Annotated in this window: 22 protein-coding genes; 6 read left to right on the top strand and 16 right to left on the bottom strand. The window is 67.2% G+C overall.

The genetic code is table 11. The features are described from left to right. Positions 1–70: 70 nt before the first annotated feature. Entirely contained in the window at positions 71–580 is a 510-nt protein-coding gene (locus AC3A6P_RS25740) for a DUF4333 domain-containing protein (RefSeq protein ID WP_487694827.1), read from the top strand. On the opposite strand, the gene AC3A6P_RS25735 is transcribed toward AC3A6P_RS25740, so the two are convergent. Beyond that, on the bottom strand, positions 567–1,268 hold the full coding sequence (locus AC3A6P_RS25735) for a FadR/GntR family transcriptional regulator (RefSeq protein WP_487694826.1): 702 nt from the start codon (positions 1,266–1,268) through the stop codon (positions 567–569). The genes AC3A6P_RS25740 and AC3A6P_RS25735 overlap by 14 nt on opposite strands. A gap of 127 nt (positions 1,269–1,395) precedes the next feature. Here AC3A6P_RS25735 and AC3A6P_RS25730 point away from each other — a divergent pair, with 127 nt between their 5' ends. Both AC3A6P_RS25730 and AC3A6P_RS25725 read left to right on the top strand, forming a co-directional pair. Continuing rightward, entirely contained in the window at positions 1,396–1,893 is a 498-nt protein-coding gene (locus AC3A6P_RS25730) for a gluconokinase (RefSeq protein ID WP_487694825.1), read from the top strand. Beyond that, the gene (locus AC3A6P_RS25725) at positions 1,894–3,291 is read left to right on the top strand and encodes a GntP family permease (protein WP_487694823.1); all 1,398 of its coding nucleotides are present in this window, start codon (positions 1,894–1,896) and stop codon (positions 3,289–3,291) included. Between the two features lie 57 nt (positions 3,292–3,348). Here AC3A6P_RS25725 and AC3A6P_RS25720 read toward each other — a convergent pair whose 3' ends face one another. From AC3A6P_RS25720 to AC3A6P_RS25705, 4 genes are all read right to left on the bottom strand, one after another. Beyond that, entirely contained in the window at positions 3,349–3,999 is a 651-nt protein-coding gene (locus tag AC3A6P_RS25720; RefSeq protein WP_487694822.1) for an RDD family protein, read from the bottom strand. A 107-nt stretch (positions 4,000–4,106) separates the two neighbouring features. Beyond that, the gene (locus AC3A6P_RS25715; RefSeq protein WP_487694821.1) at positions 4,107–5,063 is read right to left on the bottom strand and encodes a DoxX family protein; all 957 of its coding nucleotides are present in this window, start codon (positions 5,061–5,063) and stop codon (positions 4,107–4,109) included. 43 nt (positions 5,064–5,106) lie between these two features. Then, a complete protein-coding gene (locus AC3A6P_RS25710) occupies positions 5,107–5,616 on the bottom strand; it encodes a DUF6328 family protein (RefSeq protein ID WP_487694820.1) in 510 nt (169 codons plus the stop codon). A gap of 42 nt (positions 5,617–5,658) precedes the next feature. Further along, positions 5,659–6,231: a TetR/AcrR family transcriptional regulator gene (locus tag AC3A6P_RS25705; RefSeq protein WP_487694818.1), complete on the bottom strand. Its 573-nt coding sequence runs from the start codon at positions 6,229–6,231 to the stop codon at positions 5,659–5,661. A gap of 83 nt (positions 6,232–6,314) precedes the next feature. On the opposite strand from AC3A6P_RS25705, the gene AC3A6P_RS25700 reads away from it, so the two are divergent. After that, positions 6,315–7,007 (top strand): class I SAM-dependent methyltransferase, encoded by a 693-nt coding sequence (locus AC3A6P_RS25700; RefSeq protein WP_487694816.1) that lies wholly within the window; start codon positions 6,315–6,317, stop codon positions 7,005–7,007. Here AC3A6P_RS25700 and mmpH read toward each other — a convergent pair. The 4 genes from mmpH to AC3A6P_RS25680 form a co-directional block, all read right to left on the bottom strand. Continuing rightward, a complete protein-coding gene (gene mmpH, locus AC3A6P_RS25695) occupies positions 6,994–8,040 on the bottom strand; it encodes an MMP endo-(1,4)-3-O-methyl-alpha-D-mannosidase (protein ID WP_487694814.1) in 1,047 nt (348 codons plus the stop codon). The two genes, AC3A6P_RS25700 and mmpH, sit on opposite strands and share 14 nt — an antisense overlap. A 30-nt stretch (positions 8,041–8,070) precedes the next feature. Beyond that, entirely contained in the window at positions 8,071–8,814 is a 744-nt protein-coding gene (locus AC3A6P_RS25690; RefSeq protein ID WP_487694813.1) for a class I SAM-dependent methyltransferase, read from the bottom strand. Then, positions 8,808–10,046 carry an MMP alpha-(1->4)-mannosyltransferase gene (gene manT / locus AC3A6P_RS25685; RefSeq protein ID WP_487694812.1) on the bottom strand — a complete coding sequence of 413 codons (1,239 nt, stop codon included), beginning with the start codon at positions 10,044–10,046 and terminating at the stop codon, positions 8,808–8,810. The genes AC3A6P_RS25690 and manT overlap by 7 nt, the downstream gene beginning before the upstream one ends. A gap of 155 nt (positions 10,047–10,201) precedes the next feature. Then, the gene (locus tag AC3A6P_RS25680) at positions 10,202–13,105 is read right to left on the bottom strand and encodes an aminotransferase (RefSeq protein ID WP_487694810.1); all 2,904 of its coding nucleotides are present in this window, start codon (positions 13,103–13,105) and stop codon (positions 10,202–10,204) included. Positions 13,106–13,160: 55 nt separating this feature from the next. Here AC3A6P_RS25680 and AC3A6P_RS25675 point away from each other — a divergent pair, with 55 nt between their 5' ends. Beyond that, positions 13,161–13,724 (top strand): isochorismatase family protein, encoded by a 564-nt coding sequence (locus tag AC3A6P_RS25675; protein WP_487694808.1) that lies wholly within the window; start codon positions 13,161–13,163, stop codon positions 13,722–13,724. Next, a complete protein-coding gene (locus AC3A6P_RS25670; protein WP_487694806.1) occupies positions 13,721–14,500 on the top strand; it encodes a nuclear transport factor 2 family protein in 780 nt (259 codons plus the stop codon). Before AC3A6P_RS25675 ends, AC3A6P_RS25670 begins: the two co-directional genes overlap by 4 nt. Positions 14,501–14,516: 16 nt before the next feature. On the opposite strand, the gene AC3A6P_RS25665 is transcribed toward AC3A6P_RS25670, so the two are convergent. The 7 genes from AC3A6P_RS25665 to AC3A6P_RS25635 all read right to left on the bottom strand — a co-directional run bounded on the left by AC3A6P_RS25665 (position 14,517) and on the right by AC3A6P_RS25635 (position 21,359). Beyond that, positions 14,517–15,347, bottom strand: a complete 831-nt coding sequence (locus tag AC3A6P_RS25665) for a DUF1206 domain-containing protein (protein WP_487694805.1) — start codon at positions 15,345–15,347, stop codon at positions 14,517–14,519. A gap of 100 nt (positions 15,348–15,447) precedes the next feature. After that, entirely contained in the window at positions 15,448–16,314 is an 867-nt protein-coding gene (locus tag AC3A6P_RS25660; protein WP_487694804.1) for a DMT family transporter, read from the bottom strand. A 21-nt stretch (positions 16,315–16,335) separates the two neighbouring features. Continuing rightward, entirely contained in the window at positions 16,336–17,202 is an 867-nt protein-coding gene (locus AC3A6P_RS25655) for an ABC transporter permease (protein ID WP_487694802.1), read from the bottom strand. A gap of 13 nt (positions 17,203–17,215) precedes the next feature. Then, positions 17,216–18,091: an ABC transporter permease gene (locus AC3A6P_RS25650; protein ID WP_487694800.1), complete on the bottom strand. Its 876-nt coding sequence runs from the start codon at positions 18,089–18,091 to the stop codon at positions 17,216–17,218. A gap of 2 nt (positions 18,092–18,093) precedes the next feature. Then, positions 18,094–19,296 (bottom strand): polyamine ABC transporter substrate-binding protein, encoded by a 1,203-nt coding sequence (locus tag AC3A6P_RS25645; protein ID WP_487694798.1) that lies wholly within the window; start codon positions 19,294–19,296, stop codon positions 18,094–18,096. A 65-nt stretch (positions 19,297–19,361) separates the two neighbouring features. Next, the gene (locus AC3A6P_RS25640; RefSeq protein WP_487694984.1) at positions 19,362–20,486 is read right to left on the bottom strand and encodes an ABC transporter ATP-binding protein; all 1,125 of its coding nucleotides are present in this window, start codon (positions 20,484–20,486) and stop codon (positions 19,362–19,364) included. Positions 20,487–20,753: 267 nt separating this feature from the next. Further along, entirely contained in the window at positions 20,754–21,359 is a 606-nt protein-coding gene (locus AC3A6P_RS25635) for a DUF4190 domain-containing protein (protein WP_487694797.1), read from the bottom strand.

Genomic DNA, 21,359 nt, shown 5'->3' with positions numbered 1-21,359 from the left:
CGGCGGATCCCTGTTATGTTGCCACCGCAGGCGGGACTCCGTCCCGGCTTGGCAACTTCGGGAGGTCATCATGCGCACCTTGATAAAGGCGGCTTCAACTGCGGTTTTGGTATGCGCAGCAGCAGTGGGTTGCAGTTCCAGCACGCCGGTGGTCGGCAAAGCGGATCTGCAGAACGACATCACGCAGCGGCTCGAGGAGGCGGACCAGAAGCCGGAGTCGGTCACCTGCAGCGCCGACCTCGAAGGGGTGGTCGGCAAGACCACCACCTGCGAGGTGGTGCTCAGTGAGACCAACGCCATCGAACCCATCGTGGAGGTGACGAAGGTGGAGGACACCACCGTCAGCTACGAGATGACGCCGGCGCTGTCGCAGGCCCAGCTGGAGAAGTCGGTCGCCAACCTGGTCACCGAGAGTGCCGGGGGCGAGGTGACGGGCGTGACCTGCGACGGCGGTCTGCAGGGCGAGCAGGGCAACGAGACCAAGTGCTCGATGCAACTCGACGGTGAGCCGCTGGACACGGTCGTCACGGTGACGACGGTGGAGGGACTGCTGATGAACTTCGAGGTCAATCAGGTCTGACGGCAGCGGTGGCCTCGTCGATGATCGCGCGCATCGCGGCTTCGGCGGCCGCCTCGTCGCGCAGCCGGATCGCCCGTGCCACTTCGTCGTGCAGGGCGATGGCGTCGGTGTTCGGCCGTTCCGGCATCAGGTGGTGATGGGTGCGGCCGGTCAGCACCTCGGCCACCACGTCGTTGAGTGCCCGGAACATCTCGTTGCCGCTGGCTTCCAGAAGCGTGCGATGAAACACCTTGTCCGCCAACAGGTATGCCTCGAGGTCGCCGGAGCGCCCGTGAACCACCATGTCGGAGACCGCGGCGGCCAGGATCCGGCACTGGTGGGGATCTGCGCGCCGGGCCGCCAGGGCCGCGGCGGCCGGTTCGAACCCCCCGCGTAATTCCGACAGCGAGACCAGTTGTGCTGCGCGGTCGCCGGCGGCGAGCCTCCAGCGGATCACCTGCGGATCGAAGACGTTCCACTTCTCGGCGGGCTGGATGGTGATGCCCACCCGCCGCCGGGAAGCCACCATGCCCATCGCCTCGAGAACCCGGACGGCTTCACGGGCGACGCTGCGTGAGACCCCGTGCTCGGCGCTCACGGCATCGAGTGTCAGCACGCTCCCGGCGCGCAACCGTCCAGACACGACGCCGGTGCCGAGGGCATCGAGCAGTGTGGCGTGCAATTCGCCGACGGATGACTGCCCGGTCACCTGATACATCCTGTCATACGAGCACCCTGGTGTGGTTAAAGCAGGTTCTTGAGTCTCGGGGCTTGTAATAGTCAGATCATTGGGGCATCCTGTGTGACACAGAGCTCAACAGGGTAGGTGGAGAGACATGGGCGCACCGATCGTCGTGATGGGCGTGTCCGGGTCGGGGAAATCAACGGTCGGAGCAGCGCTGGCGCAGCGGCTGCGGGTACCGTTCGCCGACGCGGACGACTTCCATCCGCAGGCCAACATCGACAAGATGAGCGCAGGCCACGCGCTCACCGACGAGGACCGTCATCCGTGGCTGGAAGCCATCGGGCAGTGGCTCGCCGAGCATCCCGACGGCGGGGTGATGAGCTGTTCGGCGCTCAAGCACCGCTATCGCGACCAGCTGCGGAAGCACTGCCCCACAACCGAGTTCCTGCATCTGGCCGGTACCACCGAGGTGATCGGTCGCAGGCAGGCGAGCCGGCCCGGCCACTTCATGCCGGCGTCCCTGCTGGCGTCGCAGTTCGAGACGCTCGAGCCGCTGTCCGACGACGAGACCGGGGTCACCATCGACGTCGCGCAGAACATCGATTCCATTGTTGACGAGTACATTTCGCTGACCGGACGGGAGAGCTAGATGAACGGTGCGAACACCCTCGCCGTGCTGGCGGCGCAGGAGGCGCCCGAGCTCGCCGAGCCGGTGGCCTCCGGGCCGCAGTTGATCCTGGCGTTCCTCGCCGGCATCGCGGTAATCGTCGTGTTGATCACCCTCGTCAAGCTGCATCCGTTCCTGGCTTTGATCTTCGGTGGTCTGACCGTCGGCTTCGTCGCCGGTGAGAACCTGACCACGGTGCTGAGTTCGTTCACTAGCGGCTTCGGCACCACGGCAGCCGGAGTGGGCATCCTGATCGCCTTGGGCGCGATGTTCGCGAAGCTGCTGGCCGACTCGGGTGGGGCCGACGAGATCGTCGACACCATCGTCGGGCACGCCTCGCCCCGAGCGTTGCCGTGGGCGATGGCGCTGGTGGGCGCGATCATCGGTCTGCCGATGTTCTTCGAGATCGGCCTGGTGCTGGTGATGCCCGTCATCTACCTGGTGGCGCGCCGCTCCGGACTGTCGCTCATCACGGTCGGAATCCCTGCGCTCGCAGGCCTTTCCGCCATGCACGGGTTCGTGCCGCCGCACCCCGGGCCGCTCACGGCTGTCGACCTGTTGGGCGCTGACCTCGGTATCACCCTGGCTCTCGGTGTGGCAGTTGCCATTCCGACGATCGTGGTCGCCGGGCCGCTGTTCGGCAAGCTCGCGGGCAAGTGGGTTGTCGTGGGCGCACCGGACACCTTCGACGCCGACGAACGCGAAGACCAGCGCAGGCCGGCGTTCGCCATCACCTTGTTCTCGGTACTGCTGCCCGTGGTGCTGATGATGGGCAAGTCGCTCGCCGACATCTTCCTGGAGGAAGGCAACTGGCTTCGTGTCATCCTCGACGGCCTCGGCACCCCGGTGGTGGCGCTGCTGATCGCCGTGATCGTCGGCATGTTCACCCTGGGCCGCGGCGCGGGTATGGACCGTGCGGCCATCACCAAGTGTGTCGAATCCGGACTGCCCCCGGTCGCCGGCATCATCCTGATCGTCGCCGCCGGCGGCGGCTTCAAGCAGGTACTCGTCGACAGCGGTATCGGCACCCTGCTGGCGCGGTGGGCCGAAGACACCAGCATCTCGGTGCTGATCCTGGCCTGGACGCTGGCGGTGCTGATCCGCCTCGCCACCGGCTCCGCCACCGTCGCCACCATCACCGCGTCCTCGCTGGTTCTCGGCCTGGTCGAGGGCCTGCCTCCCACGCAGGTCTCGCTGGTGGTGCTCGCCATCGGCGCCGGGTCGGTGTTCTTCTCCCACGTCAACGATGCCGGGTTCTGGTTGGTCAACCAGTACTTCCGGCTCAGCGTCGGCCAGACGATCAAGACCTGGTCGATCATGGAGACGATCCTGTCGGTCACCGGCCTGGTGGTGGTGCTGTTGCTGGATCTCGTCTTCTAAACCCCCGACACGACAATGGCCCCCGCTCGCGCGGGGGCCATTGTCGTGAAAACCAGGTCAGCCCTTGACGACCTGCGTGCCACCGGCGAGTTCGTCGTGCTTGCCCTGTTTGGTGGGGCTGCCGTTGATGGTCACCGCAATGACGATGTAGGCGATGAAACCGAGCAGACCACCGATGTAGGGGATCACCGACAACAGCGTGAACGAGTTGCGGATCGCGGACTGCTTGACGTCCGGCTTGGGAGCGCCGCCGGGGCCGCGCACCGACAGGCCGAGCATCTTCTTGGCGGGCGTCCATCCCTGCGTGACCTCGAACCCCACGAAGTAGGCGAAGGTCAGCACACCGGAGAACAGGCCGGTGACCAAGATGTTGTCCATGGCGCCGAAGGCGAACGCCAGGATGAACGCGACGATGCCGACGATGATGCCGTCGATGAACCGGGCGGCGAACCGGATTCCGAGGCTGCCGGGTTCCGCTCCACCGGCAGGGCCGTACTGCGGGGGCGGATAACCGCCCGGAGTGCCGTACTGCGGGCTGCCGTATTGAGGAGCGCCGTACTGGGGGCCACCGTATTGGGGCGGGGGAGGAGGCGGCGGGTACGAGCCCGAGGGGCCGTATTGCTGCGGCGGCGGAGGCGGCGGGTAGCCGCCGGGCGGAGGCGGCGGATAGTGGGGGTCCGGATTGTTGGGGTATTCACCCGAAGTCATCGGTCGGCTCCTGATCGCAGTCGTGGACGCTTCGAACTTACCGCGCCCACCGCTCGCTGTGCGGCATTGGCCGCACAGCGAGCAGAAGCCGATCTATCGTGCCGGGACTAGCGCCGAAGTGCCTTGGCCTGCTTGCGGGCCTGCTTGCGTGCCTTCCGCGACAGGTCCTCGCTCTGGCTCAACGCGGTGTGGGCGAGCTCGCCCCCGCGGTCACGGGCCACCTCGGCCAACTCCACGCCTCGGTCGCGGGCCACCTCGGCCAACACCGCTCCGCGGTCGCGGGCGACGTCGGCGAAGTCGCCTCCGCGGTCGCGGGCCACGTCGGCCAGTTCCACGCCGCGTTCCCGGGCGATCTCGGCCAGTTCGGCACCCCGCTCGCGCGCCACATGCGCCCACTCCGACCCGCGGTCGCGGGCGATCTCGGCCCACTCGGCTCCGCGCTTGTGTGCAGCGTCCAACAGGGGAGCGCTCTTCTCGGCGGCGACACTGGCCAGTTCCCGGCCGCGTTCAGCGCCGACGTGCAGACCCTCGTGGACGTTCTTGCCGACCTTCTCGGCGAGCTCACTGTCGATCAGGGCGTTTCCGCCGGCCGCACCGACGGGCAGCGCGGCGGCCACTTTCCCTGCGGCCCGGCGACTCCGCCAGCCCAGAGACGGCTTTCCGGCGGTGTCAGCGGAGGCGATGATGAGACCGCCGAGCAGGCTCATGTCGACGAGGAAATCGCGGCGCTTCTGGGTCTTGAGCTCCGGGTCGGTCTCGGACCAGAACATGTGGGAGCCGAGGTTGGCCGGGATGACCGTCGCGGCCAACGCGGCGGAGGCGAGTCGCGGCACCTTACCGGTGGCCAACAAGATGCCACCGCCGATCTGAACCGCAGCGGTGATCTTGGCGAAAGTCTCTGCGTCGCGGGGAACGTTGGGGCCCACCGGTTCTGGCAGCTTCTGCAGGCCTTCGAGGGTGGGGCGGGCGGCGTCGGCTGCGGGTTTCGGGCTGCGCAGCGCTTCGATTCCTTGGCCGATGAAAGCGGCGGACAGCAGGGGACGGGCGACTCGACGTAGCAACATGACGCGGGTGTTCCCCGCTTGACGGGGGTGCAAACAAGCCCTCTCAGGAGGGCTTTGACCTGGGTTTATTGCGCATTGTCAGCGGCACGATCACCCAGAAGAGGACGAATGCGGCGAGCGCGGTGGCACCGGCGATCAATCCGGCGATGTCACCGGCGACGGCGCCGAAAACGACCACCACGACACCCACCAGTGAGACGCCGAGGAACATCAGTCCCACATAGGTGGTCCGATGGGCTGCGTTCACCAATTGCTCGAGACGGTGCCGCCGGAACAGCAGCCGGTGCATCGCCACCGGGCTGGCCAACAGCACCGTGCTGATGATCGAGCACGCCACCGTCACCAGGTAGACGATCCGCAGGTCGGTGGCGAGTTCCTCGAAGCCGTCGTGAAAAGGCAATGTCAGCAGCAGGCCGGTGAGCAGTTGCACGCCGGTCTGGACCACGCGCAGCTCCTGCACCAGACTCGCCCAATTGCGGTCCAGCCGTTCGGTTTCGGTCTCGTCGCGCTCAGGCTCATCCCAGTGCTTCTCGCGAAGGGGCTGCTCGGCCATAGCTGTAGATCTTTGCACCTCAGGCGGGCTCGCAGCGCCACATCAGGCCAACACCAGGCGCGCAGATCTCTCCAACAGGTCGGCGATCTGCTGATAGGACGCGTACCCCATCCCCGCCCTTACCAACGCCCCGGCGTACAACAACTCCAGCGTGTCGATGACACCTGCATCACCCTCGGGCCCGAGCGCCGTGGACAGCCGTTTGTGGATCTCCATCCCGATTCGCAGGCGCAGGTGTTCCACATCGGGGTCCTTGCCGAGCAAGGCGTTGGTCACCGCGCCCGCCAGCTCGGGTTCGTCGGCCAACAGCAGTGCGATGTGGCGCAGCACGGCGATCACCCGAACCGTCGGATCGGGGGACTCGTTGGGTGGTGCCGGGCTGCCGGCCAGTCGGCGCCAGAACACCTCCGCGACCAGATGTTCCTTCGAGGAGAAGTAGGTGTACGCCGTGGCGGCACCGACACCGGCCTCGGCCGCCACCATCCGGATGGTCAGACCGGAGAACCCTTCACGGCTCAACACCTCCACCGCGGCCCGGCCCAGCCGATCGACCGTATCGGCCTGTTTGGCCGTGAGCCGACGCCGGGTGGCTTCCCGAGCTACCGGATCGGACACATGTCCGGACGCTACTACAACGACTTCGGCCCGGCAAGGATGCGCGCTGGCCATCGGCCCTGCCGACGGGTTAGGTTGCCTGCATGTCACAGACCGACACCACCCCCGCGGAACTGCGCTCCCAGCAAACTGACCGTCTGTTCGCTCTCGCGAACGAGGTGACGGGGTTCATGCCCGCCGACGAGGGCCGGGCGCTGTACGAGGCGGCGTGCGCCTACCTGGACGGCGGCGTAGGCGTCGAGATCGGAACCTACTGCGGGAAGTCCACCGTGCTGCTCGGTGCGGCAGCGCTGACCACTGACGGCGTGGTGTACACCATCGACCACCACCACGGCTCGGAGGAACACCAGCCGGGATGGGAGTACCACGACACCAGCATGGTCGACAGCCACACCGGCCTGTTCGACACCTTGCCCACCTTCCGGCACACTCTCGATGCGATGGCGTTGCCGGACAACGTGATTGCAGTGGTGGGCAAATCGCCGGTGGTGGCCAGGCACTGGCGGACGCCGCTGAACCTGCTGTTCATCGACGGCGGGCACACCGAGGAGGCCGCGCATCGCGACTTCGACGGGTGGGCGCCATGGGTCAGCGTCGGCGGAGCGTTGCTGATCCACGACGTCTTTCCCAACCCCGAGGACGGTGGGCAGGCGCCCTACCAGATCTATCGCCGGGCATTGGAGACCGAGCAGTTCCGCGAGGTCTCGGCCATGAAGTCGCTACGGGTGCTCGAACGGGTGGCCGGAGAGGTCGGGGGCGCGCTCAGCGCTCGCTGACAACACATTCGCAGCTGAAGTCGGCTTCCAGTCCGCGGGGCAGGTCCTCACCACGGAAGATGCCGTTGCCCGCGGTGGTGCGGGAGAGTGCATCGGCGGCCAGTACCACCGCGGCACCGGTCCACGTGGTTCGTTCCACCGGCCAGCGTTTACCGTCGGCATACACCAGCCCGGTCCAGTACGACCCGTCCCGCTCGCGTAGGTGCTGCATGTTCGCGAACTGCTCCAGGGCGCGGTCGGATTCCCCCATGGCGTCCAAAGCCAGGACGAGCTCGCATGTCTCGGCGCCGGTCACCCAGGGCCGGTCATCCACGCAGCGGATGCCGAGGCCGTCGACCACAAAATCGGACCATCGCTCGGCGATACGTTCCTCGGCGCCCGGCCCGCGCAACGCGCCGCCGAGGATGGGGTAGTACCAGTCCATCGAGTGGTGGGGTTTCTCGGTGAACGACCCGGGATGCGCGACGATCGCGTGTCCCAGTTGGCCGCAGGACACCTCCCATTCCGGTTGTGGTTCGCCGACGTAGTTGGCCAGCGCCAGCGCGCACCGCATGCTCTGGTAGATGCTGGCACAGCCGGTCACCAGAGCTTCCTCGATCCGGCCGGACGGTCCGCACGCCCAACAGATCTCACCGCCGTCGAGCTGCAGCCCGATGACAAAATCGATCGCGTTGCGCACCACCGGCCACATCCGCTCGGCGAATACATCGTCGCCGGTGACCAGCACGTAATGCCAGACCCCGGTGGCGATGTAGGCGCAGAAGTTGCTGTCGCTGTTGGCGTCCTCGATGACCCCGGCCCGGAACTGCAGGGGCCAGGAGCCGTCGGCGCGCTGCTCGCGGCGGCACCACTCGTAGGCGGCCCGGGCCGGTTCGAGCAGGCCGGCCACCGTCAACGCCATTGCGCACTCGACGTGGTCCCACGGGTCGGTGTGCCCGAAAGGCGACCACGGGATGGCCCCTGAGTGCTCTTGCGCCCGGGCTATCGACTCGGCCGTGGCCAGGCACTGCGATGCGGTCAGTACACCGGCCACGGAGGGAATCTCAGCGCGCCGCACCGCCGGTCACCGGCCCTCGTCCGTGGCGTGGTGTTCGTTGGCGGGTTTGTCGAAGTAAAGCGCGACGCTCTTGCCGATCAGCGGGTTCAGCGCCGCTTCGGCGGTGCGGGTCAGCGTCGGAGCGGACATCATGTCCCATACCAGCAGCCGATGGTAGGCCGTCACCGCCGGGTGCTTGGTCTTCTCCACCCCGACAGCACATTTGATCCACCAGTAGGGCGAGTGCAGCGCGTGCGCGTGGTGTGAATGGGTGAACCGCAACCCGCGCGCGGTGACCTTTCCGCGAAGCTCGTCAGCCTTGTAGATGCGGATGTGGCCGCCTTCGTTGGCGTGGTACTCGTCGGACAGCAGCCAGCACAACCGTTCCGGAAGCCAGCGGGGCACGGTCACCGCGAGCTTGCCACCGGGTTTGAGCACCCGGACCAGCTCGGCGATGGCGGCCTCGTCGGCCGGAACATGCTCGAGGATCTCCGAGGCGATCACCACGTCGAAGGTGGCGTCGGCGTACGGCAGCGCCAGCGCGTCACCGGCCACCGCCTCGGCGCGCGCGGTGTCAGGCACCTCGCCGGCCTCGGCCATGGCCTCGAACATCGTGGTGACGTTCTCCAGCTCTTCCTTGTCCTGATCGAAGGCGATCACGTCGGCTCCGCGCCGATACGCCTCGAAACTGTGCCTGCCCGCTCCGGCGCCGACGTCGATCACCTTGGTGCCGGCCCCGATACCCAGCCGGTCGAAGTCGACGGTCAGCATGCGGCGTTCCGATCGATCGCGCGGCGGTACACCGTGACCGTCTGCGCGGCAACGGATTCCCAGCTGTAGATCTCGACGGCGCGACGCCGGCCGGCGATACCCATCCGGTGCAGTTCGGCCGGGGAGTCCAGCAGGTCGCCCAGGCTCTTGGTGAGCTCTTCGACGTTGCCCGGCTGCACCAGCACCGCCGCGGACCCGTCGGTGCCGAGCACTTCGGGTAACGCGCCCGCCCGGCTGGCGACGATCGGGGTGCCGCTGGCCATGGCCTCCACCGCGGGAAGCGAGAAACCCTCGTAAAGGGAAGGGATACAGGCTATTTCAGCGGACGCCAGTAAGTTCGCCAGTTCGGCGTCGGTGAGGCCGCTGGAGATGTGCACGATATCGGAGATGCCGAGCTCGGCGATCAGCTTCTCGGTGGGACCCTTGCTCTCCAGGCGCGCCACCAACTGCAACTCGACATCACGTTCCGTGCGAAGCTTGGCGACGGCCTGCAGCAGATTGGACACGCCTTTGAGCGGGACATCGGCACTGGCGATCGCGATGATGCGGCCGGGCACTCTGGGCGCCTCTGACGGGGAGAAGATCGCCGTGTCCACACCGAGCGGTACGACGTGCAGCTGATCGGGGCTCACACCGAAGTCGGCGGCGATATCGGTGGCCGAGGTGGTGGACACCGTCAGCAGGTCGGGGATCGTCCTGGCCACCCTCTTCTGCATCTCGGCGAACCCGTACCAGCGGTGCACCAGCGGCTTGCGCCACCACCGCGCCGCCGCGAGATCGAGCACCCGGTCGCGGGTGATGGGGTGGTGCACCGTGGCGACCACCGGCAGGCCCGACGCGGCGATCTTGCGCAGACCGGTGCCCAGGCTCTGGTTGTCGTGCACCACGTCGAAGTCGGCGCGACGCTCGGCCAGCAGCCGGGCCGCACGCAGGCCGAAGGTACGCGGCTCCGGAAAACCCGCGGTCCACATGGTGCCCAGTTCGAGGAGATCGATCGAGCTGCGGATCTCGCTGGGGCGGGGTACCCGGAACGGGTCCGGCTCCCGGTACAGATCCAGGCTGGGCACCTTGCACAGACGCACGCGTGGATCCAGGCCGTCCGGATACGGCTGACCGGAGAACACCTCGACGTGATGACCCAGCTCGACCAGGCCGCGGCTCAGGTGGCGCACGTAGACACCCTGGCCACCACAGTGCGTCTTGCTGCGATAGGACAGCAGGGCGATTCGCATGCCTTTCACCTATACCCGACCGGCTGCGGCGGTGTAGGGGTGAACGAGATCACGCTGCTGTGTCTGGACATGTGTCTGGACCTTAATTCGCATAGCTAACCGGCGCAACGCACTACCCCCGCCGCGGTCTAGGGCAACGGCGCTGGCCTGCGGTTTTACCACCCGGTGCGCAGAACCCGGTCCAGCATGTCGACGAAGAAGTCGGCCGACGCGACGCTCAGGCACATGGGCGGCTTCATCTTCAGCACGTTCTGGTGATCGCCGGTGGGTTGGACGATGACCCCGAGTTCGCGCATCCGCTCGCAGATCGCCGCGGTCTCGGTCACCGCCGGTTCCAGGGTCTGTCGATCGCGCACCAACTCGACGCCCATGTACAGCCCACTGCCGTGGACGGCGCCGATGAGCGGGTGCCGGTCGGCCAACTCCGCGAGCCTGGTCTTCAGGTGCTCGCCGACGGTCCAGGCGTTCTGCTGCAGTCCGTCGCGCTGGATGACGTTCAGAACGGTCAGTCCGACGACGCTGGACACCGGGCTGCCGCCCGCCGAGGAGAAGAAGTACCCCTCGTTGCGGTAGGCATCGGCGATCGCCTTGCTGGTGATCACCGCGCCCAGCGGCTGGCCGTTGCCCATCGCCTTGGCCACGGTGACGATGTCGGGTAGCACACCCTGCTGCTGGAAGCCCCAGAACCAGCCGCCCAGGCGGCCGTAGCCCACCTGCACCTCATCGGCGATCGCCAGCCCACCCGCGGCACGGACCGCGGCGTACACGGTCTCGAGGTAACCCTCGGGCAAGGCCACCCCGCCGGCGTTGCCGTAGAAGGGCTCGGCGATGAACGCCGCAGGCGGATGACCGTCAGCGGTCAGCTTCTCGATGATCGCCTTGGCCTCGGGGGCGTACCGGCTCGCCTCGGCGCCGCGGTAGCGGCCGCGAAAACTGTTGGGTGACGGCACCGTGTGGACCCAATCGGGCCGGGTGGTCAAGGCGTTCGGATTGTCGGCGACGGAGGTGGAGACGGCGTCGGTGGCGTAGGTCCAGCCGTGGTAGGCCTCGGCGACGGCCACCACATCCTGGCGGCCGGTGGTGGTGAACGCCAGTCGCAGCGCCAGGTCCACCGCTTCGGACCCGGAGTTCACCAGGAACACGGTGTCCAGCGGGTCGGGCAGTGTGGCGGCCAGCCGTTCCGAGAACTCCACCACCGCACGGTAATTGAACCGCGAGTTGGTGTTGAGCCGGCGCCACTGCCTGCTGATCGCATCGGCCAGCTCCGGGTGGCCGTGCCCGATGCTGGTCACGTTGTTCACCATGTCGAGGTAGCTGCGTCCCTCGGTGTCCTGCAGGTACTCACGCCAGCCCCGTTCGATGCGCGGGGGATCGCTGTAGTACTGCTCCTGCACCGACGCGAACCAGCGGCCGCGGCGGGCGAGCAACCCCGCGCTGTCCTCGCCGACGGCAGCGGTCTGCGTTCCCACCAGGGCGGCGGGATCGCGGGTCAGCGCCAGCCAGCCCGGTGCGTACTCGGGCCGCACGAATGCCGGTACCGGCACCGAGTTCTCGGTGGTGATCTGCACCCACAACCGGCCTGGGCCGACCTGCGCCAGCGGCGCCCCTGCCGGTACCGCGTGCCCGGTGTCCACCGAGGTGTGCAGGGAGGCGCCGCGCACGTGCAGGACACCTTCCTCGCCGGCGAAGGTCACTTCGTGGGTGCCCACCCCGGACACCAGACCCGTCCACGGTGCGGTCAGCGTCATGTCGCCGGCCACCCAGACGTCGATGCCGGTGGGTACCGTGGCTGGTGAATCACTGCTCAGTGCAACGGATCTGGTGAGGCGTGGCTGCCCGTGGCTGGTGGCCACCACCGCCGCGCCGGCGTTGATGGCAGCCTGGGCCAGCTGATCCTCGACGCCGGTGTGCAACCATCGCCCGCTGTCGAGCTCGTCGGACTCGGTGGACAGATCCAACACGTGTGCGGCACCGCCGGCGAACACCGGGACACCGGGGGTCGACGCCGGCCTGCCGTTGCCCAGCGCATCGGCGATCAGCTCCGTCATCACCGCTGTGGGCACTGACACCGCACGCTCGAAGATTCGCCACTCGTCATCGAGAGCGCTTGTCGCATAGTCGTTCTCGCGATCTATTGCGGCCTGCTGATTACCGCTGACCACCAGTGTGGCCGCCCGCAGCACCACCAGCGGCCACAGTGCGGTGATCTCCGGGCGGCTCAACGGCCGCTGCTGGTGGAACGAGGCGATCAAGGGCAGAACCGCCGCGGGCTCACCACCGGCGTGCCGTAGCACCGACGACGCCGCCACCGCGAGTTCTGCGACGGCCCACGACCGGGTGAGGTCCCCGAGGTCGATCACCCCGTCGGGCAGCTGCTGCGCGTCCACCGCACACACCACGTTGTCGTCGGTGAGATCGCCGTGAATCACCTGCACCGGCAGCGCGCCGGCCAGCTCGGCGACCGTGCGCCAGGCCTGCGCGGCTTCACGTTCGATGAGGGTGCGCCGCCCGGTGTCGGACACATACGGCGCCAACAGCGCCACGGTGCGGTCGGCGTGCTGGAGATCCCACTGCAGCACCCGGTCCACGCCGGGGTGGTCGAATTCGGCCAGCGCCCGGCTGACCCGTCCGGCCAAGGTGCCCAGGGCCGCCCACCGGGCCGGTGACACGTAGCGGTCGCCGCTGAGGGTGCCGCCGGCCAGGAAGTCGATGATCCTGGCGGACAGCGCGGATTCGGTACCCACGTCCGCGACGGGGGAGTCGCCGGTGCCGATGTTCCGGGCGGTGCGCACGGATGGTTCGCGGGCGGCGATGAACTCCGCGGCGGCATCCTGCGCCTCGATCTCCAGCCGGGTGAATGCGGGGTTGGCCACCTTGAGCACTCCGAGCGGCCGGTCGCCGTCGGCGCCGAGCAGCAGGAAATTCGCATCCTGCTGGCTGCCCAGCGGTGTCGCCGACGCCTCGATGCCGAAGTGCCTGCGTGCGATCTCGGCTGCGTCGGCGGCAGTGACATCGGGGACGGGCAGTTCGGAGGCCTGGAAGAAATCGAACGTCGTCATGAGGCTCCTTCGGCGAATTATGCGGTTTCACTGTACGTCCCGATACGGTGGAGACATGCGCGCGCTGATCATCGTCGATGTCCAGAACGACTTCTGCGAGGGCGGGTCCTTGGCCGTCGAAGGCGGTGCCGCCGTGGCCCGGGCAATCAGTGAACGGCTGGCCGGTTCGCACGGTTTCGATCACGTGGTCGCCACCCAGGATTTCCACATCGACCCGGGTGAGCATTTCTCCGAGACCCCGGACTACCGGGTGTCCTGGCCGCGGCACTGTGTCGCGGAATCTCCGGGCGCGCAGTTCCATCCCGACCTCGTCACCGCCACCGTGGAGGCGGTGTTCCGCAAGGGCCACTACGCCGCGGCCTACAGCGGTTTCGAGGGCGCGGACGACACGCAGACCACACTGGCGGACTGGTTGCGCAGCCGTGGCGTCGACGAGGTGGACGTGGTGGGAATCGCCACGGACTACTGTGTGCGTGCCACCGCGGCCGACGCGGCCAAGGCGGGATTCAGTACCCGCGTGTTGCTGGACCTGACCGCAGGCGTGGCCCCGGATTCGACGGCACAAGCTGTCGAGGATCTGCGGGCCGCCGGTGTCGAGATCGTCGGCGCCACGGCGTGACGTCGCATACCGACGCCGATCTGCTGGCCGCGGTCGAGCAGTCTCCGCAGGCGGCGGCCCGGCACGACCGGCCGGGCTGGGTCGGGCTGTTCACCGCCGACGCATGCGTCGAGGACCCGGTGGGCTCGACACCTCACGTCGGTCGTGACGCCATCGGCAGGTTCTACGACACCTTCATCAAACCGCGCGACATCGTCTTCGACGTGAATGAGGACATCGTCAGCGGCAGCACCGTCATCCGGGATGTGACACTGGAGGTTCGGATGGGCCCGGGTGTGACGATGGCGGTGCCCGCGATCCTGCGCTACGTCCTGCGGGACGTTTCCGGCGAACTCAAAATCGCCGAGTTGCAGGCATTCTGGGAGCTGCCGCCGATGCTGTGGCAGTTCGCCCGCCGCGGGCTGCCGGCGGTGCCGGTGGCGTTGGGGCTCACCCGGTCGCTGTTGTCCAATCAGCACCTCGGTGGCGCGGCGGGATTCCTGACGGGGCTCTATCGGCCTGCGCGACGGCGACGGGCGGCGGTGGACGCGCTGTTGGCCGCGTTGACGGGTGGTGACCAGCTGACCGGGCGCCGGATGCTCGGGGCGGGCGCCAGGGTCACGCTCGGGGAGCATGATCCGCTGAGTGTGGATGCCTTGGGCGTCCGGGTCCGGGGCGCACGGTTGGCGGCCCGGATCACGGCGGGAGCGACGACGGCGGTGTCGCTGCGCAGTCTCGACGGCCCGGTGGTGTTGCTGATCGGCACCGACCCGTGGACGGTCCGCTGCTTCGCGTGAGCGGACCCGGCCACGATCACATCCGGGCGAACCGCGCCATCACGAAACAGTAAGCGCCGTAAGCGGCGATACCGAGGGCGGCGGCGATCAGCAGGAACTTGCCGAACGGCGCCTGGCCCAGCGTCTTGACCGCGGCGTCGATTCCGGAGGCCTTGGCGGGGTCGGCGTTCAGCGTCGCGACGATGACCAGCAGGCCCGCACCCGCGAGCACACCGCCCTTGGCGATGTAGCCCACCTTGCCCATCGGTGTGATGACCGAACCGCCGGAGACCTTCAGGTCGTGGAGGAATTTCTCGGAAAAGCCCTTGTACACGTGGTAGCCACCGACACCGATGACCACGAGTCCCACCACGATGAGAAGTGCTTTGCCCCAGGTCGATTGCATCAGCTGGGCGGACATCCCCGCGTTCTGCTGACCGCTGGACTGTCCGCTGCCCGTGGCGAACCGGATGGCCGACAGGGCGAGTCCGCAGTAGACGATCGCCAGGGACAGCGATTTGACCCGTTTGAATTGTTTCTTGGCGCCCTTGTCGCTGTCGGTGGGTTCATTGGGGTGCGAGCCCACCACCGTCTCGGCCAGCCGCCAGGCAGCCAAACCGAACAGGCCGATGGCCGCGACCCAGAGTGTGAACGCGCCGCCACCGCTGGACGCCAGGGTGGCCAGCGCACCCGATTGGTCGGCGTTCTGGCTGGCCCCACCTCCACCGCCGATGGCCAGCCGCACGACGATGTAGGCGACCAGCAGGTGCAGGACCCCGCTGGTGACGTACCCGGCACGGGCGGCGTATTCGAAAGCGTTGGTACTGGTGGCTCGGTCCACCGCACCGTGAACCCGGTTGTCGGTCATGTCAATTTCGGTACCCGGACAGGGGGTGCGACAAACCGGTCACCGCTCGGTCGCCGATGCGGCGAGGGACGAGTCCGGGGAGAGCGGGCCGAGCGTAGGGTCACCGCCGGGTAATCGCGACTCCGAGCAGCGCCAACGCGCCGCCGACGAAACCCAGCCACGTCGGAACCTCCGACAGGAACAGCCACGACAATCCGATGGCGATCGCCGGGACCGCCAAAGTGGTGGCCGCCAAGGCGCCGGCATCGGTGCGGGTGAGCGCGTACGCCCACGTCAAGAAGGCGACAGCGGTGGGGCCGAGGCCGAGGAACACCACGCCCAGGATCGCCGACGCCGGCGCATCGGCGAGTTCGCGCAAGGCTTGCGGCGCAAACGGTGTGGTGGCCACCAGACCGGCGGCGCAGCCCACCCAGGTGGCCGTCACGGCGTCGACGGAGCGCAGCGCCACCTTTTGCATGAGCACACTGGCCGCGTACAGCACCGCGGTCACCAGTCCGAGGGTGATACCGAGGCGATCGTTGGTACCGCCGCCCGACCCGCCGAGTGCGATCAACACGATTCCGGCGAAGGCGATCAGGATGCCGACCACGCGGGCACGGGGAAAACCCTCACCGAGGAACAATCCGGCGAACACCGCGACGATGATGGGCGCGAAGTTCACCAGCAACGCCGCGGTACCGGCGTCGAGATGTTGTTCGGCCCAGTTCAACAGAACCGTGTACGCCGCGAACCACAGCACGCCGTAGCCGAGCACCAGGGCCAGGCCGGTACGGTCCCGGGGCACCGGCCGCCGGTAGTGGGCCGCCACCAGCAGCAGCGCCGTGGTGCCCACGAGCAGGCGGGTGAAGGCCATGGCGCCCGGGGAGAGTTCGGCACCCGCCGCTCTGATCACCACGAAGGACGAGGCCCACAGCACAACGGTGGTGGCGGCGGCCAACACCGCCAGGCGTTCGGGTGCAACCCGCATGGGTGTCACCCTAGTGGGTGTCTAGGTGTCGATTCGTTTGCGGCGGTATAGCGTTCCGATGCCGATCAACAGCAGGCTGATCACCAGGATCGCGGTGGCCAGCACGTTGATCTGGGGTGGCACAGCGGCTTTCACGGCGGCGTTCACATACAGCGGGTAGGTGACGGTCGAACCACTGACGAAGTAGGTGATGATGAAGTCGTCGAGAGACAGCGCGAACGACAACATGGCCGCCGCGACGATGCCCGGGACGATCAGCGGCAGCGTCACCTTGAAGAACGTTCGCGTCGGGCTGGCGCCGAGATCCATCGATGCGTCTTCGAGCGTCCAGTCGAAACCGCGCACACGAGCGCGCACGGTCATTGCGATGAAGCTGACCTGGAACGCGATGTGGGCGATGACGATCGTGGTGTAGCCGGCCGGCCATCCCAGGTCGAGGAACAGCACCAGCAGCGAAGCGCCCATCACCACTTCGGGAGCGGTCAGTGGCAGCACCAGGAAGCCGTCCACCAGGCGGTCACCCCGGAAACGTTGTCGCACAAGGGCGATCGCGAGCAGGGTGCCCAGCACCAGTGCAATCGCGGTGGACACCGCCGCCACGTTGAGGCTCATCTTCAGCGCGGAAGTCAATGCCGGGTACTTGAAGGGGTCCGCCCAGTTGGCGAGGGTGAAACCCTGCCAGGTGTAGTTGAACTTGCCCTGCGGGTTGTTGAACGAGAACGCCACGATGACCGCGATCGGCACGAACAGATACAGCAGCACCAAACCTGCGATGACCCGCAAGGCGATGTCGCCCACCTTGAGGCGGGCGAAGAATCCCGGCTGGTTCTCCGCGGCCTTGTCCGCGACATCGACGTTGGCGGCGGCGATCCGGTCCTGCAGTGTCATGAGAGCGCCCCACTCATACCAGATCCTCCGTACCCAGCGCCTTGGTGTACATCAGCACACCCACCAGGATCAGTCCCATCAACAACATCGACAGCGCGGCAGCGGCTGGGTAGTCCTTGACCACCAGGAACTGCTGCTGAATCACGTTGCCGATCATGGTGGTCTGCGTACTGCCCAGGTACTCGGCGTTGATGAAGTCCCCGACCGACGGAATGAACACCAGCATGCTGCCGGCCAGAACACCCGGAAGTGCCAGCGGCATGATCACTTTGGTGAAGGTGCGGCGGTTCGTCGAGTACAGGTCCTTCGAGGCCTCCAGCAGTCGCGGATCGATCTTCTCCAGGCTCACGTACAGCGGCAGGATCATGAAGATGATCCAGTTGTAGGCCAGTCCGCCGACCACGGCCCAGCTGGTCGACAACAGCCGGCCCTCGCTGGGCAGCAATCCGATGGCGCCGAAGACGTCCACCACCCAGCCGTCGTCGGCCAGGATCGTCTTCCACGCGATGGTGCGGATCAGGAACGTCACGAAGAACGGCAGGATCACCAGACCCAGCAGCAGGTTCTTGTACCGGCCCGCCTTGAACGCGATCACGTAGGCCAGCGGGAACGCCAGCACCAGACAGATCACCGTGGCGGCGAGCGCGTAGGTGAATGACCGCATGATCTGGTCGGTGTAGGCGCTGAAGGCCTCCGAGTAGTTCCCGAAGTCCCACGAGAACGTCAGCGTCGGCATGAACACCGACCCACCGGTACTGGACAACGACGTGCGGGCCAGCGAGATGAACGGCACCACGAAGAACAGCCCGAGGTAAGCCAGCCCAGGCAGGATCATCAGATACGGTGCGATCTTGCTGCGCTGCCGGCTGCTGGAAGCTATGCCGGCCACGGTCAGCCTCCGGTGACGGCGGCGTACGCGGTGTTGAATTCCTGGGTCTGCTCATCGGTGAGCGACGCCCACGACTTCACGTTGGCGAGGGTCTCCGGCGACGGGTTGATCAACGGGTTGGCCGCCGCCTCCGGGTCGATCTTGGCGAGCTCGTCGGTCATGTCCGACAGCACCGGCACGTACTGCACGAACGACACCAACTTGGCGTAGTTCACCCGGTCGTAGATGTAGTTGATCCACTCCTCGGCGGCCTTCTGGTTCTGCGTGGTGTACGGCAGCACCATGGTGTCGACGAAGTTGACCGCACCCGACTCGGGAACGATGAACTGCAGATCAGGGTTGTCGGCCTGCAGCTGCACCACGTCACCCGAATAGGCCTGCGCTATGGCGATGTTGCCCGCCGCCAGGTCGTCGGCGTAGTCGTTGCCGGTGAACCGGCGGATCTGGCCGGCGTCGCGCTGTTCACGCACCAGATCGACCGCCTTCTGCACGGTCTCGATGCTCGGGTTCCCGATGTCGCTGCCCTGCGACAGCATGATCATGCCGATTCCGTCGCGCAGATCGGAGAACATGCTGACCCGCCCTTTGAACGCGGGATCCCACAGATCGTCGATGGAGGTGATGTCGCGGCCGGTGGCCGCCCGGTTGTATGCCAGCCCGACCAGACCGGACATGTAAGGCGCGCTGAACTTGCGGCCCGGGTCGTCGGGGGCGTCCATCAGGTCTTGGCGCAGGTTGGCGAAGTTGGTGACGCGATCGTGGTTGATCTCGTTGACCCAGCCCAGTCCGTTGAGGCGGGCCGCCATGAAGTTGGTGGGCACCGCCAGATCGGCGCCGATGTCCTGCTTGCGCGAGAGCGGCTCCTTGACCTTGGCGAACCACTCCTCGTTGTCGTTGAGGTCTTCTTTGTAGTCGACGGTCAGGCCGGTCGCGGTCTGGAAGGCGGCGACGAAACCGTCGGCCATGTACAGCGGCCAGTTCGAGATCCGCAGTGTGCCGGTGGCCGGCGAACCGTCATCGGGTACGGCGGTGGCACTGCTGGCGCCGCCACCGGAATCGCTGCCGCCACACGCGGCGAGGAAGGATCCGCCAAGTGCGAGCCCGGCCGCGGCGGCGGCGCTGCCGCCGAGGAAGCGGCGACGGGAGGTGCGGTTGGCGGCAAGACGGGACAGTAGAGCGGGGTCGATGTCAGGAGTTCTGGCCATGGCGGCGTGTGCCTTTCGCGATGAGGGGGAGCGGGCCGGATGGTCGGGCGCAGTCGGTGGGCGCGTTACGAGTCGTCGAGCATTTCCTCGAGATCTTCGGTGGTGGGGATGTCGGCGGCGGGCAGCACCAGCGAGGCATCCGATGCCCACCCGACGTGTACCTCGTCGCCGGGCCGCAGCAGGGGCAGGTTCTGTTCGGGGCCGACGTGCGCGACGATCGGTGACCCGTCGGAAGCCTGCAGCGACAGCCGGACGACGGGCCCCTGGAAGGTCAGATCGACGACAGAGGCGCGCACCGAGGCGACGGTCTGGTCGGTGGCGGTGAGCTCGGTGGTCGACACGCGGACGCGTTCGGGACGGACCATGAGCGTGGCCTGGCCACCGTTTTCGATGGTGGTGTCGCCCGGCCGGGCCTTGAGGGTGGTGCCGAGCACGGACAGGTCGACCAGATCGCCCGAGGTGCCCAGCTGCGTACCGTGCCAGAGGTTGGCCTGGCCGATGAAGCCGGCGACGAACACCGTGGCCGGCCGGTCGTAGATCTCGGTGGGAGTGCCGATCTGCTCGACGTTGCCCGCGTTCATGACCGCGATGCGGTCACTCATCGTCAGCGCTTCCTCCTGATCGTGCGTCACGTAGACGAACGTGATGCCCACTTCCCGCTGGATGCGCTTGAGCTCGAACTGCATGACGTGGCGCAGCTTGAGGTCCAGGGCGCCGAGTGGCTCGTCGAGCAGCAGGGCACTGGGGTAGTTGACCAGGGCCCGGGCCAGCGCGACACGCTGCTGCTGACCGCCGGACAGCTGGCTCGGGCGACGCTGGGCGAAGTCGGTGAGGCGCACCACCTCGAGCAGTTCGTCGACGCGGCGTTTCACCTCCGCTTTGTCCTTGCGCATGCTGCGTGGTCCGTAGGCCACGTTGTCCCACACACTCATGTGCGGGAACAGTGCGTAGTGCTGGAACACCGTGTTGACGTTGCGCTTGTGGGGCGCAACCCGGGACACGTCGGCGCCTTCGAGGCGGATCGCGCCCTCGGTCGGCGTCTCGAAGCCGGCGATCATCCGCAGCGTGGTGGTCTTGCCGCACCCCGACGGGCCGAGCATGGAGAAGAATTCACCCGCGCCGATCGAGAAGTCGGCATCCGCGACCGCGACGTAGTCGGAGAAGCGTTTCGTGACGTGATCGATCTCGATGACGGGACCGCCTGCGGAAGCGCCGCCGTGCTGTGGTGCCCGGTGTTCTGTGGCTTGTGCGCCGGTGTTGCTCAGAACAAGTCCTCCTGTTTACTGCACTGCTTCTCACGAGGGCAGGGTTCTGACCGACGTGATCGCAACTGTCAATAAACCTTCACCCATCCTTCGCGCCCTCGCAACCGATTCCGTGGGAAATTTTCCATTTTGCGATGGAATCGCTCGTCAGAGGGCCGTCGAAGCGTCGCGGTCGTCGCCGCCGCGCAGGTTTCAGGGGGTGGGTGTGAGGGTGACGCTGAAGCGGTTCTCCAGGTTGCCGCGGAACTCGTCCTCGCACTCCAACTGGGCGGACGTGTCATTGCCCGCTTGCTGCATGCAGTCGAAATAATCGCCGCCGCCCACTTGGAGGAAGCCCCAGACCCCGAATGCGATGAGCGCCGCGTTCAAGACGATGCCGAGCAGACCGATCACGATGCCGGCGATGGCGATGCCGCCGTTGGTGGCCTCACCCTTCTTGGCGCGCCGGTAGCCGATGAATCCGAGAACGATGGCCACCAGACCGAGCACGAAGCCACCGAAGACGGTCAGCACCGCCGGGAGCGACAGGATCCCCACGACCAGAGCGGCGATCCCGAGTCCGTTCTTCGGCGCGACGGGCGGTTGGCCGTATCCGCCGCCCTCGTACCCCGGATAGCCGGGGTAACCGGGATAGCCCGTTGAGTAGGGCTGCGGCGGTGGTGGCGGATACCCGCCTTGGTACGGGCCGGACGGCGGAGGCGGATAGCCCGGTGTATTGCCCGGATAAGGGTTGCCCTGACCCGGTGTATTGCCCTGATACGGAGTGTCGGGCTTCGGGGACTCGGGCGGTTCAGTCAT

Source organism: Mycobacterium sp. Soil_C_30 (genome assembly GCF_057656995.1).
This window is presented reverse-complemented; position numbering and strand designations above follow the sequence as displayed.

Coding starts and splice junctions, on each gene's coding strand:
- AC3A6P_RS25730 (WP_487694825.1), top strand. CDS start 1,396: ATGGGCGCACCGATCGTCGTGATGGGCGTGTCCGGGTCGGGGAAATCA.
- AC3A6P_RS25710 (WP_487694820.1), bottom strand. CDS start 5,616: ATGGCCGAGCAGCCCCTTCGCGAGAAGCACTGGGATGAGCCTGAGCGC.
- AC3A6P_RS25690 (WP_487694813.1), bottom strand. CDS start 8,814: ATGCTGACCGTCGACTTCGACCGGCTGGGTATCGGGGCCGGCACCAAG.
- AC3A6P_RS25715 (WP_487694821.1), bottom strand. CDS start 5,063: ATGTTGCTACGTCGAGTCGCCCGTCCCCTGCTGTCCGCCGCTTTCATC.
- AC3A6P_RS25665 (WP_487694805.1), bottom strand. CDS start 15,347: ATGACCGACAACCGGGTTCACGGTGCGGTGGACCGAGCCACCAGTACC.
- AC3A6P_RS25635 (WP_487694797.1), bottom strand. CDS start 21,359: ATGACTGAACCGCCCGAGTCCCCGAAGCCCGACACTCCGTATCAGGGC.
- AC3A6P_RS25725 (WP_487694823.1), top strand. CDS start 1,894: ATGAACGGTGCGAACACCCTCGCCGTGCTGGCGGCGCAGGAGGCGCCC.
- AC3A6P_RS25680 (WP_487694810.1), bottom strand. CDS start 13,105: ATGACGACGTTCGATTTCTTCCAGGCCTCCGAACTGCCCGTCCCCGAT.
- AC3A6P_RS25675 (WP_487694808.1), top strand. CDS start 13,161: ATGCGCGCGCTGATCATCGTCGATGTCCAGAACGACTTCTGCGAGGGC.
- AC3A6P_RS25655 (WP_487694802.1), bottom strand. CDS start 17,202: ATGACACTGCAGGACCGGATCGCCGCCGCCAACGTCGATGTCGCGGAC.
- AC3A6P_RS25645 (WP_487694798.1), bottom strand. CDS start 19,296: ATGGCCAGAACTCCTGACATCGACCCCGCTCTACTGTCCCGTCTTGCC.
- AC3A6P_RS25700 (WP_487694816.1), top strand. CDS start 6,315: ATGTCACAGACCGACACCACCCCCGCGGAACTGCGCTCCCAGCAAACT.
- manT (WP_487694812.1), bottom strand. CDS start 10,046: ATGCGAATCGCCCTGCTGTCCTATCGCAGCAAGACGCACTGTGGTGGC.
- AC3A6P_RS25660 (WP_487694804.1), bottom strand. CDS start 16,314: ATGCGGGTTGCACCCGAACGCCTGGCGGTGTTGGCCGCCGCCACCACC.
- AC3A6P_RS25720 (WP_487694822.1), bottom strand. CDS start 3,999: ATGACTTCGGGTGAATACCCCAACAATCCGGACCCCCACTATCCGCCG.
- AC3A6P_RS25740 (WP_487694827.1), top strand. CDS start 71: ATGCGCACCTTGATAAAGGCGGCTTCAACTGCGGTTTTGGTATGCGCA.